At 63.3% G+C, this 11,775-nt stretch carries 9 protein-coding genes; 4 read left to right on the top strand and 5 right to left on the bottom strand.

Translation table 11 applies throughout. The annotated features are described in order from the left end of the window. Window positions 1–2: 2 nt before the first annotated feature. Window positions 3–1,136 (bottom strand): efflux RND transporter periplasmic adaptor subunit, encoded by a 1,134-nt coding sequence (locus OC446_RS09400; protein WP_262028772.1) that lies wholly within the window; start codon window positions 1,134–1,136, stop codon window positions 3–5. A gap of 166 nt (window positions 1,137–1,302) precedes the next feature. Between OC446_RS09400 and OC446_RS09395 the strand changes: the two genes are divergently transcribed. Together OC446_RS09395 and OC446_RS09390 are read left to right on the top strand one after the other, a co-directional pair. Beyond that, window positions 1,303–1,875: a TetR/AcrR family transcriptional regulator gene (locus OC446_RS09395; protein ID WP_262028771.1), complete on the top strand. Its 573-nt coding sequence runs from the start codon at window positions 1,303–1,305 to the stop codon at window positions 1,873–1,875. A 121-nt stretch (window positions 1,876–1,996) separates the two neighbouring features. Beyond that, the gene (locus OC446_RS09390) at window positions 1,997–4,645 is read left to right on the top strand and encodes a calcium-binding protein (protein WP_262028770.1); all 2,649 of its coding nucleotides are present in this window, start codon (window positions 1,997–1,999) and stop codon (window positions 4,643–4,645) included. Window positions 4,646–4,958: 313 nt separating this feature from the next. Here OC446_RS09390 and OC446_RS09385 read toward each other — a convergent pair whose 3' ends face one another. The 3 genes from OC446_RS09385 to OC446_RS09375 are packed head-to-tail and all read right to left on the bottom strand — an operon-like array spanning window position 4,959 to window position 8,157. Next, window positions 4,959–6,131 (bottom strand): CaiB/BaiF CoA transferase family protein, encoded by a 1,173-nt coding sequence (locus tag OC446_RS09385; RefSeq protein ID WP_262028769.1) that lies wholly within the window; start codon window positions 6,129–6,131, stop codon window positions 4,959–4,961. 5 nt (window positions 6,132–6,136) lie between these two features. Continuing rightward, window positions 6,137–6,943: a 4-hydroxy-tetrahydrodipicolinate reductase gene (gene dapB / locus OC446_RS09380; RefSeq protein ID WP_262028768.1), complete on the bottom strand. Its 807-nt coding sequence runs from the start codon at window positions 6,941–6,943 to the stop codon at window positions 6,137–6,139. 17 nt (window positions 6,944–6,960) lie between these two features. Continuing rightward, the gene (locus tag OC446_RS09375; RefSeq protein ID WP_262028767.1) at window positions 6,961–8,157 is read right to left on the bottom strand and encodes an acyl-CoA dehydrogenase; all 1,197 of its coding nucleotides are present in this window, start codon (window positions 8,155–8,157) and stop codon (window positions 6,961–6,963) included. A 134-nt stretch (window positions 8,158–8,291) separates the two neighbouring features. Here OC446_RS09375 and OC446_RS09370 point away from each other — a divergent pair, with 134 nt between their 5' ends. Further along, on the top strand, window positions 8,292–9,194 hold the full coding sequence (locus tag OC446_RS09370) for a LysR family transcriptional regulator (protein ID WP_262028766.1): 903 nt from the start codon (window positions 8,292–8,294) through the stop codon (window positions 9,192–9,194). Here the strand turns inward: OC446_RS09370 and OC446_RS09365 are convergent. Then, on the bottom strand, window positions 9,185–10,372 hold the full coding sequence (locus tag OC446_RS09365; RefSeq protein ID WP_262028765.1) for a multidrug effflux MFS transporter: 1,188 nt from the start codon (window positions 10,370–10,372) through the stop codon (window positions 9,185–9,187). The two genes, OC446_RS09370 and OC446_RS09365, sit on opposite strands and share 10 nt — an antisense overlap. Window positions 10,373–10,760: 388 nt before the next feature. Between OC446_RS09365 and bcsN the strand changes: the two genes are divergently transcribed. Then, window positions 10,761–11,699 (top strand): cellulose biosynthesis protein BcsN, encoded by a 939-nt coding sequence (bcsN, locus tag OC446_RS09360; protein WP_262028764.1) that lies wholly within the window; start codon window positions 10,761–10,763, stop codon window positions 11,697–11,699. Window positions 11,700–11,775: the final 76 nt, after the last annotated feature.

Here is an 11,775-nt window from a genome sequence, read left to right as displayed (position 1 = left end):
GCCTATTGCCCGCTCGCCAGCTTGGACGCGTCGAGCTTCGTCACATCAATGGTGTTGTCGATCTTGACCGTCGCACCGGATTGCAGCTTGTTCTGCCCGGAGGCGACCACCTGCTGACCCGGATTGACACCCGAAACGATTTCGAGAGCGCCGCCACGGCGCCGGCCGGTCTTCACGAAGACCTGCTTGGCGATGAGGACCGGCTTGCCGTCCTTCTGCTCCTCGTCAATCGTGTAGACGTAATCGCCGTAAAGGCTGGCGATCACGGCCGTCTGCGGCACGGTCATGACGTTGGGCTGCTCCGGCAGGATCACCTCCACATGGAGGAACTGGCCGGGAAGGATGGCTCCGTCCTTGTTGTCCTCGACGAGAGCCTGGACCGCGACGAGCCGGGTCTTGGGATCGACGCGCGGGTCCTTGCCGGTGACACGGCCCTTGAACGGGAGATTGCCCTCCGTGGTGCCGAGATGGATCTCCTGACCGAGCTTGACCTCGCTGGCGCGCTGCTCCGGCACGGTGAAATCGACCTTCATGGACGACAGGTCCTGGAAGCTCGCGATGACCGTTCCGGGCTGCAGGTACTGGCCCACATCGACTCGCGGAATGCCGATCACACCCGAGAAGGGCGCCTTCAGAGCCTTCTGCTCGATGGTCGCCTGCAGGCGCGCGAGGCGGGAGCGCGCCGCCGCCAGCAGGGCGCTGGCCTGATCGAGGTTGGCTTCCGTACCGTAGCCGCGCGACGAGAGCGTCTTGGCGCGCTCGAAGCTGCTCTCGGCCGTCTTGACGTTCGCCTGAACATCCTGGATGTCCGCGCGTTCGACCGTATCGTCGAGCTGGACGAGAACCTCGCCCTGGCGGACGTTCTGGTTCGCCTTGAACTTGATCTCGCTGACGATGCCAGCCGTCTCGAAGGCCAGCTCGACGCCATTGGCGGCCTTGGCCGTGCCGATAGCGCTGATGCTCGGCGTCCAGGTCTTGGCCTCGACCTTGGCGGCCGAGATCACCTGCGGCGGCTGCTGCATGTCGGCGAAGAACTGGGTGATCATCTTGTCACGGAAGAAGTTGAACCAGATCAGTCCGGCGCAAAGTCCGATTGCAAGAATAAAGACGAGAGCAACTACAATGCGCCGTTTCATAGGCTTTTTCCGAGAGTTAGGGCCCATTCCCGAGGGCCCTTGTACGACTATGGTGGGTGCGGCAACAGCGTACTTTACCTTGACGCCCATGCCGTGAGAGGGAATTTATATACCGGCTGGACGGTTTAGTTGCAAGTGCGTCCGCGCACAAGATCAAGAGATGTAGATGTTGTTTCCCTGTACCAGAGGCCGCAAGAGTTCCCGCGAGAAAATCCTCGACGCGGCGGCTGAACTCGTCGCCGAAATCGGCGCCGGCCGGCTCACCCTGGATGCCGTTGCCGAGAAGGCCGGTCTCAGCAAGGGCGGGCTTCTGTATAATTTTCCCACGAAGGAAGCCCTGTTGCAGGGCATGATCCAGCGCATGATCGACCAGGTCACCTCGGAGAAGGACGCCCTGAGGGCGACGGTCGAGCCCGGGCCGAACCTGGAAGCCCGCGTGGTCACGAAGACCCTGCTCAACATCTGCTGCGGCGGCAAGATGCAGGAATTCGCCACCGGCATGATGGCGGCCACGGCCGAGAATCCCGGCCTCCTCGACCCGGTCCGTCAGGTGATCGGCAACACCTTGAAGCAGCTGAAGGCCAATTCGGACGATCTCGACGCCGCCCTGGTGGGCTGGCTCGCGACCGAGGGCCTCAGCAACCTCGAGATGCACAATCTCAGCCCGTTCACGGACGAGGACCGCGACCGGATCGTCAAGGCCATCGACCGGGTCGTGGTCAAGGGCATCGCCGAGTAGAAGACCCGCTGGGATTGATGCAACGCAATCAATGAATTGGAGGTTGCAAAAGGAAGACAGTCCTATAGCCTGCATTGCCGCAACATAGTTGCGACACTAATCAGAGCTATGGGGGAACTGAATGACTTATTCTCTGGAACAAGCCTATCTGGAATTTATGGATAATTACGGTGGGTCTGTGGCTATCACCTATGGCGGCGCGCAGGCTGCTTGGGGCGCGGACCAGCAAGTGGGAAGCGGTGTCACCTGGAGGGGATCGGGCTCGGTCGCCGAGCAGCACGAGAACCAGCACGTGGAAGGCAGTCCAGGCGAAGGTAAAGCCGAGACCGTTGACGAACTCCCTGAATATGATGACGACAACTACCCCGCCGTAATCACCGACGAAAACGGAGTAGTTCATAAATATTACCCTGATGGCACGCAAGAAGCCACTAAAGACGGAAAGACCTATAAACTTTGCCCCGACGGCACACTTACTATCAGGGAGCGAACCGATGGGGGATATAAGACATACATTTATCCACCTGAGGCCTATCCGCCCCGTCAATACCAACCGAATGAAGGGGAATTATACGAGTACAGGGATCCTGTATTGCCTATCTTCAAGCGGCCGCCTGGATTCAAAATTATCAGGACAAGTCTCTCAGATGAGAGCCATTCCTCGTTCATCATCACTCCGGTAACGGATGCGACGTCGGGCAGCAGCGCCATCATGAGTGGCGGCGTGCTCGTTGGCGGGGATGGTAACGATACGCTGATCGGCGGCACCGGCGATGATCTCATCAAGGGTGGCGCGGGCGCCGACGTGCTGGATGGCGGCGGGGGTATCGACACCCTCGACTATTACGACGATTTCACCGGTGTGTATATCGACCTGCGCACCAACACCGCTCTGTATGGCCAAGCAGCCGGCGACGTCATCAGCAACTTCGAGAACGTGGTTGGCGGCGTGGGTGCGGACACGATCTACGGCAGTGCCGGCGCCAACGAGTTGAAAGGGTGGAGCAGCGACGACATCATCGCCGGTGCCGGCGGCAATGATACCCTCTGGGGCGGCTCCGGCAACGACCGGCTCGAAGGTGGCGAGGACAACGACGTCATCGTTCCCAGCTCGGGCCGTGATACGCTCGATGGCGGCAATGGCATCGATACGCTTGATAGCCGGAGCCTCACGGTGCGTGTTTTCGTCGATTTAAAGAGAAACTATGGGTTTTTCAGCGAAGTCCAGGGTTACGAAAGCCAGATCAGCAATATTGAGAACGTGGTTGGTAGCTCATACGCCGATAGAGTCCGAGGCAACTCAGATGCCAACGAGATCGATGGCCAGGGTGGCGACGACAACCTGTCTGGTGACGACGGCAACGACATGCTCTGGGGCGGCGCCGGCTCCGACGTTATTAGTGGCGATGCGGGCGCAGACATGCTGGACGGCGGCGAGGGCATTGATTTCCTCGAATATAGCAACGACGAGACGGGCGTATACGTCGATCTGCGCACCGGCTCGGCCGCTTATGGCCATGCCGAGAGCGACATCATCCGCAATTTTGAGAACGTGATCGGCGGCCTCGGCAACGACACCCTCTACGGCAGCGACGAGGCGAATGAAATCAATGGCCTTTCTGGAAACGACATCATTGACGGAGCAGGTGGAAGCGACGAAATTTTTGGAGACGAAGGTGATGACACCATCTACGGCAGTGGAGGCGATGATCGCATCTACGGCTCGGAAAATAACGATGTCATTGCCGGCGGTGCCGGCGCCGACACTCTGGATGGTGGTTCAGGCATCGACACGCTGCTCTATGGCGAGGCAGAGGCCGCCTACGTGGACCTGCGCACCGGTTATGTTGCCGGCCAAGCGACCGGCGATGTGATCAGAGGCTTCGAGAACGTGACTGGAGGCTCGGGCAACGATACCCTCTACGGCAGTGCTTATGCCAACGAGCTCAATGGCCAGGGCGGCAACGACACCCTGGCTGGCGCGGATGGCAACGACACCCTATGGGGATCCAACGGCAACGACCGCCTTGAGGGTGGCGCCGATAATGACGTTGTCTCGGGCGGTGTGGGTGCCGATACGATGGATGGTGGCAGCGGCATCGACACGCTGGTCTACAGCGATTACGGCATCGACACCGTGCTCTTCGGCGGCGTGGATGGGGTTTATGTCGATCTGAGGACGGGTGCGACTGCCGGGCAGGCCGCAGGCGATGTGATCAGCGGCTTCGAGAACGTGGTCGGCGGGATAGGCAACGACACTCTCTACGGCAGTGCAGAGGCCAACGAGCTCAACGGGCAGGGCGGCAACGACACACTGGCGGGGGCCGACGGCAATGACACGCTCTGGGGAGGGTCCGAACATGACTGGCTCGAGGGCGGCATCGGCGATGACCTGCTCGCCGGCGGCTCGGGCAACGATCGCCTGGTCGGCGGAGCCGGCAACGATGTGCTGCATGGCGAGGCAGGGCGCGACCTGTTCGTGTTCGAGAGCGCGCTGAATGCGGCCGGCAACGTCGACCGGATCGCCGACTTCAACGTAGCCGAGGATTGGATCGCCCTGAGCGGAAGCGTGTTCGGCGGCATCGGCACGTCGGTATCGCTGGTGATCGGGACAGGTGCGACGGCCAACAACGCGGCGCAGATCGTGTACGACAATTTGACAGGAGCGCTGTACTACGACCCGGACGGCGCAAGCCCCGCCGCGCAGGTGAAGTTCGCCCAGCTCTCCACTGGCTTGGCGCTAACGGCGGCCAACTTCGTCCTGATATAAGCCAAAGATCCCCACGATAACGAAAGGAAGGGCCGGTCACATAGACGGCCCTTCTTGCGTTCAGAGGAACGGGGACGGGGCTGCTGTGTCAGATCACTTGCAAAACAAAGCCGGGTCGGCGAGTGACAGCGTCCAGATCATCGCATGAGGTCTGGAGAAGATCCCAGGTGAAGAAGTTCAGACCCGTAGGATGGGTGGCGGCGATACCCACGAGCCAGTCTCTGAAGTCAGACCTTCGATGAATGAGTTTCGGTCATCCTCCGCCCAAAACAGGAACAAACATTTCGGGCGTGTTCGCATCCTCGAGATCGTCTCAGGCGATCCAGGATGGATCGCTCAGAACCTCGTCCGTATGCTCGCCGAGGCGGGGCGAGGGCCGGCCGGCAGCCATGGCCTGACCATCCATGACGATGGGGGAGCGGACGGACGGGATGGCCCCGCCTTTAGCGGCTTCCGAGGGTAGATCGATCCTCATGCCGCGGGCGATCACCTGCGGGTCGTCGAAGACGTCGGCCACCGTATTGATGGGCCCGGCCGGGACGCCTTGCTTTTCCAGGGCCGCCAGGAGATCCTCGCGGGCAAACCGGAGCGTCAGTTCGGTCAACACCGGCACGAGCTCGGCGCGATGGCCGACACGGCCCGCATTGGTCCGGAAGCGCTCGTCCTGCGCCAGCTCGGGCTGTCCGAGCACGGACACGAAGCGGCCGAACTGGCCGTCATTGCCCACCGCCACGATCACATGGCCGTCGGCCACCGGGAACACCTGATAGGGCACGATGTTGGGATGGGCGTTGCCCATGCGCCGGGGCGATTTGCCCGAGGCCAGGTAGTTCATGGCCTGGTTGGCCAGAACGCTCGTCTGCACGTCGAGAAGCGCCATGTCGAGATGAGCCCCCTCGCCCGTGATGTCGCGCTTGCGCAGCGCTGCCAGGATGCCGACCACGGAATAGACCCCGGTGAAGATGTCCACATAGGCCACGCCGATCTTCTGCGGCTCGCCGTCGGGATCCCCCGTCAGGTCCATGATGCCGCCCAGGCCCTGGATCATGAAGTCGTAGCCGGCCCGGGAAGCATAGGGGCCATCCTGCCCGAATCCCGTGATCGAGCAATAGACGAGGCGCGGATTGACGGCTTTGAGGCTCTCGTAATCGAGCCCGTACTTCTTCAGGCCGCCGACCTTGAAGTTCTCGATCACTACATCCGCGTGAGAAGCGAGCTTGCGCACGAGCTCCTGCCCCTCGGGCGATTCGAAATCGACCGCGATGGAGCGCTTGCCGCGATTGCAGGAGTGGAAATAGGCGGCCGAAAGATGCTCGCCCTCGGCGCCCTCGACGAAGGGCGGTCCCCAGCCGCGGGTGTCGTCCCCGGCGCCGGGCCGCTCCACCTTCACCACGTCGGCGCCGAGATCGGCGAGAAGCTGCCCCACCCAAGGGCCCGCGAGGATGCGCGCGAGTTCGAGGACTTTAAGACCTTCGAGGGGCTTCATGAGCGTCAATCCATCACGACATCGAGGCCGCGCTTCAATCCGATGAAGGACGAAACACGACGGGCGGCCAGAAGCGTCCCGGCCACGTAGGGAGCTGCCGACGAACCCGCATCGTGGCGGATCACCAGACGCTCATTGTCAGCGCCGAACACGGCCTCGCAGGACAGGACAAAGGACGGCATGCGCAGGGAATGAACCTGCACCGGCTCCCTCGCCCCCAGGGCGCCGCCGCGGGTCTCCTGCACGCCCGTCAGCTCGCCGACCGCCTTCGAGGTCGCGGGCTGGCGCACCTCGCTGAGAAGCTCCGCCAGCTCCCGCGCCGTGCCGGAAGGCGTGTCGGGCTTCTTGGCGGACGCGTAGTCGATCACCTCGACGTCCGGCACGTAACGGGCTGCCTCCAAGGCGAAGCGGCGCAGAAGCGTCGCCGTGATTGAGAAGTTCCCCGCCGCAAGTACCCCACGCTCTGCCGCCAACGCATAGCGGTCGAGTTCGGCGTAATCCTCGGCCGAGAGACCGGACGTGCCGATGACCACATGTCGGCCCTGCGTCAGTGCCGTAACGGCATGGGCCTTCACGGCTCCGGGCTTGGTGTAGTCGATCACTACGTCGGACGGCGCGGCAAGCGCCTCTTCAAGGGTGGCGCTGACCGGAACACCCAGTCGGGGCAACCCCGCGGCCTCGCCAGCATCCTGGCCGGCGGCGCTGCGGCTGACCGCCCCCGCGAGCACGAGATCGTCGGCGGCGGCGATCGCCGCCACGAGGGCCCGACCGACCCAGCCGGTCGATCCCGCCAAGGTGATCCGAAGTGACATGAGCGACCAGTCCTCTCTCAGAAGAACGCCTGCAGGCCCGTCTGCGCCCGGCCCAGAATAAGGGCGTGGACGTCGTGCGTTCCCTCGTAGGTATTCACGGTTTCCAGGTTCTGCGCATGGCGCATGACATGATATTCCTCCTGGATACCATTGCCGCCATGCATATCGCGGGCTTGGCGGGCGATCTCGAGGGCCTTACCGCAATTGTTGCGCTTGACCAGCGAGATCATCTCGGGCGCTACGCGGCCTTCGTCGAAGAGGCGGCCGACGCGCAGGGAGGCATGAAGGCCGAGGGTGATCTCGGTCATCATGTCGGCGAGCTTCTTCTGCACGAGCTGGGTCGCGGCGAGCGGCCGGTCGAACTGCTTGCGGTCGAGCGTGTACTGACGCGCCCGGTGCCAGCAATCCTCCGCGGCCCCCAGGGAGCCCCAGGAAATGCCGTAGCGCGCCCGGTTGAGGCAGCCGAACGGCCCTTTCAGGCCGGACACGTTGGGAAGCAGCGCATCCTCGCCCACCTCGACATTGTCCATGACGATCTCGCCGGTGATCGAGGCGCGGAGCGAAAGCTTGCCGCCGATCTTCGGCGCTGAGAGGCCCTTCATGCCCTTCTCCAGCACGAAGCCACGGATCTGGTTGTCGTGCGCCTCGGACTTGGCCCAGACCACGAACACATCCGCGATGGGAGAGTTTGAGATCCACGTCTTGGAGCCGATGAGGCGATAGCCGCCATCGGTCTTCACCGCGCGGGTCTTCATGCCGGCCGGGTCAGAGCCCGCATCCGGCTCGGTCAGGCCGAAGCAGCCGACGAACTCGCCCGAGGCGAGCTTGGGCAGGTACTTCCGGCGCTGCTCCTCGGAGCCGTAGGCGTAGATCGGGTACATGACCAGGGAGGATTGCACGCTCATCATGGAGCGGTAGCCGGAATCGACCCGCTCGACCTCGCGGGCCACGAGGCCGTAGGCGACGTAGGAGGCGCCCGCGCAGCCGTAATCCTCCGGCAGGGTCACGCCGAGAAGGCCCAGCTCGCCCATCTCGTTGAAGATGCCACGGTCGGTCTTCTCCTCGCGATAGGCCTCGATCACACGCGGCAGGAGCTTGTCCTGGGCGTAGGCGCGGGCCGTGTCGCGGATCATGCGCTCGTCGTCGGTGAGCAGATCGTCGAGGAGGAACGGGTCATCCCATTTGAACTTCGCATATTCCTGAGCACCGGCCATGTCGGTCATCCTTCCCGAAAGTATCTGCGGTCAGCCTAGCAGGCTCACCAAAGCCATTGAATTTGAGCGGCAAAATCGCGCTGGACAGGGAAAATGTAAATCGACATCTTCGCAGCAGGTTATTCTCAAATGGAATGAACGTGTTTCGTCGCGGCTTTCTGCCCAATGTGGGCAACCTCCTGGCCTTCGAGGCCACAGCCCGCCATGGCAGCGTGTCGAGAGCCGCCGAGGAGCTGAACCTGACGCAGAGCGCGGTCTCGCGCCAGATCCAGCAGCTGGAGGAATCCCTCGGAGTTTCCCTGTTCAGCCGCTCCCGCCAGCGGGTCGTGCTCACCGATGTGGGGCGCATGTATGCCTCCCAGGTCCGCAGCACCCTGTCCGAACTCTCCGACGCGACCCATCAGGCCATTGCGCTCTCGGGCACGAGCGGGGTCCTGAACCTCGCCACCCTGCCGACCTTCGGCACCCGCTGGCTCATTCCGCGCATCCCAGACTTCTTCACCCGGCATCCCGGCGCGACGGTGAATTTCGGCGTACGCCTCGTCCCCTTCGATTTTGACACCGACCCGTTCGATGCGGCCATCCATTTCGGCGAGCCTCATTGGCCGGGGGCGGTTTGCGAATTGCTGCGGAATGAGGAGGTCGTGCCCGTCTGCAGCCCGGCCTATCGGGAGCGGGAGAATTTGCGCACGCCGCAGGATCTCACCCGCGCCACCCTGCTCCAGCAGAGCACCCGCCCGACGGCCTGGGCGGAGTGGTTCGCCAGTGTCGGCGTGAGCGTCGGCAATCCGCTGCGCGGCCCGCGCTTCGAGCAATTCGCCATGGTGGCCCAGGCCGCCGCGGCGGGGCTCGGGGCCGCGCTCATCCCGCACTTCCTCATCGCCGACGAGCTGGCGTCCCGCCGCCTCGAGATCCTGTTTCCCCAGAGCCTCGTCAGCGGCGGCGCCTATTATCTCGTCTATCCGGAGCACAAGGCGGAGACGCCGCTCCTGCGCTCCTTCCGCGACTGGATCCTGAGCGAGATCCGTCAGGGATAGACGCGCTTCGGCTTCATGACGCGGCGGCTCAAGGTGAACGCGACGATCCCGCAGACCACGATGGCACTGACCATCGAGAGCGGGGTGCCGTTGTAGAAGGCGCTCACGAGCACGATGATCACCGCGCCCGTGCTGAGCTGGAGCGTCCCCATGAGCGCCGAGGCGGTCCCAGCCACGGGCCCATGCTCCTCGAGCGCCAGAACGGCCGTCGAGGGGATGACATAGCCGAGGCAGCCGAAGGAGACGAAGAGCAGGCCCCAGAGAACATAGACATTGTCGACGCCCAGGATCGTCAGCACGAACAGCAGGATCACCAGTGCGGCGAAGCAGGAGATCGCGGTTCTCACCACCCGCTCGGCGCCGAAGCGGCGCATGAAGAAGCTGTTGAACTGAGCGCTGCCGATGAACGCGATGGCGTTCGACGCGAACACCATGCTGTAGGCGGACGGCGTGAGGCCGTAATGCTCGATGAAGATGACCGACGATCCGGCCAGATAGGCAAAGAAGCTGGCCTGGCTGAAGCCGCCGATGAAGGCGAGGCCCAGGAATCGGCGGTCCTTCAGGAGGCCCCGGTAGGTGGAGAAGGCATGTCCGATGCCTTTACGCTCCGCGTTCGGCTTGTGGGTCTCCGGCAGCAGGAAGAGAACGACGGCGAGGCCGGCAAGGCCGATCACGGCGATGGCCCAGAAGATCGCGCGCCAGCTGAAGAAGGCCGTCAGGGTGCTGCCGGCGAGCGGCGCCAGGATGGGAGAGACGCTGAAGACCAGCATCGTCGTGGCCATCAGCCGGGCCGCCTCATGGCCGGTATGCAGGTCCCGGATGATGGCCCGGGGAATGACCATGGCCGCACAGGACCCCACGCCCTGGAGGAAGCGGAAGGCGATGAGGGTCTCCACATTGGGCGCGAAGCTGCAGCCGATGCCGGCCAGGACGAAAAGGCCGAGGCCGAAATAGAGCGGCGGCTTGCGGCCGAACCGGTCCGAGAGCGGCCCGTAGACGATCTGGCAGACCGCAACGGCCAGGAAGAAGCTCATCAGGCTCATCTGCACGGCGCTGACATCCACCTGGAACTCGCGGGCGATGGCCGGGAACGACGGCAGGTACATATCGATGGCGAAGGGCCCGACAGCCGAGAGCATGCCGAGGACGAGCGCGTTGCGCAAAAAGGCGGACTTCATGGAGAACGGCTTTCGTAGCCCCGGCCGACGAGCCGGGATTGAGAAAACGGCCTGTCCATCGACAGGACAGGTCAAACAATCTGGACAGAAAATGGCCCCGGCTCACCTAAACTCAGGAGCACCGCAGGATATGCGCCGCTTGTAGGCCCTCCGGTGCAGCGGTTCAAGACGGCTGCCGTCCGTCATTGGATTATAGTCCGCCCTGGCTATAATACTTACGTTTCGTTAACCATGAATGGTCATAGCTGATTAACCATCCAGCCGGATGGGCCGATCCGCTAAGCCCCGTCCCTCCTTCACGGCAGCCCATGCGGCCGCCTGGCCAGTTCCAGAGATATCAAAGTTCTTCATGACCGCCTCGATGCCACCGAATCAGACGTGTCTCAGCATGGCCCATTCCGCTCGGCGCCCGGAAACCTTCCGTCCGGCTCGGGCCGTCGCACGCAAAGCGCTGAGCTGTCTTGCGGCCGGCATCGTCCTGATGACCGTGTCCGCCTGTGCAGGACGCTCGGACCTGGGCTTCGCGAGCCTCATGTCCGAAGTTCCGGCCGCGCGGGCGATCGTCGTTCCCCCGCCGGGCGGTCCGTCCGTGGTGGCCGTGCTGCAGCAGCAATACCAGGACGGCCTTTCGCAGGAGATCGCCCTCTCGACGGCTTCCCTCACCACGGGGCAAAATGCCTTCTACGTGAGCCTGCTCAACAACACGGCGGGCAACATGGAAGTCCCGAATTCCCTGACGCTGCCCTCCATGACCCCGGACCGGCTCCAGCGCGAGATGGAAGAGCGGATGCCGGGTGTCGAGATGGAGACCTCGCTGGTCTACGTGCAGAACCGCTTCGGCCCCTTCGGCTTCGCCACCGGGCGCTCCTCCACGGGCGACCTGTGCCTCTATGCCTGGCAGCAGATCGAACCAGGCGAACCCGCCATCTTCGTGCCGGGCGGAGCGATTTCCGTTCGCCTGCGCCTCTGCGATGCGGACGCCAGCGTGGATCAGCTGCTGCGCGTCTTCTACGGCTACACCATCGCGGCCTATTACCGTCAGGAATCCTGGAACCCATACGGGGATCCGCCCTCGCCGCCCCAGCATCTCGGAGAGAAGGACGCCCCGATGTATCCGCTGGGCCTTGGGGACAGCGAAGGACGGGCCACGGTTGCCCGCCGGCGAAATAATATCGAGAGCACGCGACAGGTCACGACGTCCGTTCGGGCGCCCCGCCGCACGATCGACAAGGATACGATCGCCCCTGCCATACAGTCTCCTGCCGCGCCGCCGGAACCCGCCGTACCGAGCGGCTACCCCATCGTGCCGCCGCCCCCCGTTCAGTAACGTCATGCCCTTATTGAAACTAAGTTACACAGAGTAATATTCCGTTTACTGCTGTGACATTAGGCCTAACTGTCAC

Origin of the sequence: Microvirga sp. Mcv34, from assembly GCF_024519725.1 — a bacterium.
Classification (GTDB): Bacteria; Pseudomonadota; Alphaproteobacteria; order Rhizobiales; family Beijerinckiaceae; genus Microvirga.
The sequence above is the reverse complement of the archived record's forward strand: the minus strand, read 5'-3'. Positions and strand labels throughout refer to the sequence as shown.

Excerpts from the sequence above, each read along its gene's own strand:
- OC446_RS09400 (WP_262028772.1), bottom strand. The coding sequence starts at position 1,136 with ATGAAACGGCGCATTGTAGTTGCTCTCGTCTTTATTCTTGCAATCGGA.
- OC446_RS09395 (WP_262028771.1), top strand. The coding sequence starts at position 1,303 with ATGTTGTTTCCCTGTACCAGAGGCCGCAAGAGTTCCCGCGAGAAAATC.
- OC446_RS09390 (WP_262028770.1), top strand. The coding sequence starts at position 1,997 with ATGACTTATTCTCTGGAACAAGCCTATCTGGAATTTATGGATAATTAC.
- OC446_RS09385 (WP_262028769.1), bottom strand. The coding sequence starts at position 6,131 with ATGAAGCCCCTCGAAGGTCTTAAAGTCCTCGAACTCGCGCGCATCCTC.
- dapB (WP_262028768.1), bottom strand. The coding sequence starts at position 6,943 with ATGTCACTTCGGATCACCTTGGCGGGATCGACCGGCTGGGTCGGTCGG.
- OC446_RS09375 (WP_262028767.1), bottom strand. The coding sequence starts at position 8,157 with ATGGCCGGTGCTCAGGAATATGCGAAGTTCAAATGGGATGACCCGTTC.
- OC446_RS09370 (WP_262028766.1), top strand. The coding sequence starts at position 8,292 with ATGAACGTGTTTCGTCGCGGCTTTCTGCCCAATGTGGGCAACCTCCTG.
- OC446_RS09365 (WP_262028765.1), bottom strand. The coding sequence starts at position 10,372 with ATGAAGTCCGCCTTTTTGCGCAACGCGCTCGTCCTCGGCATGCTCTCG.
- bcsN (WP_262028764.1), top strand. The coding sequence starts at position 10,761 with ATGGCCCATTCCGCTCGGCGCCCGGAAACCTTCCGTCCGGCTCGGGCC.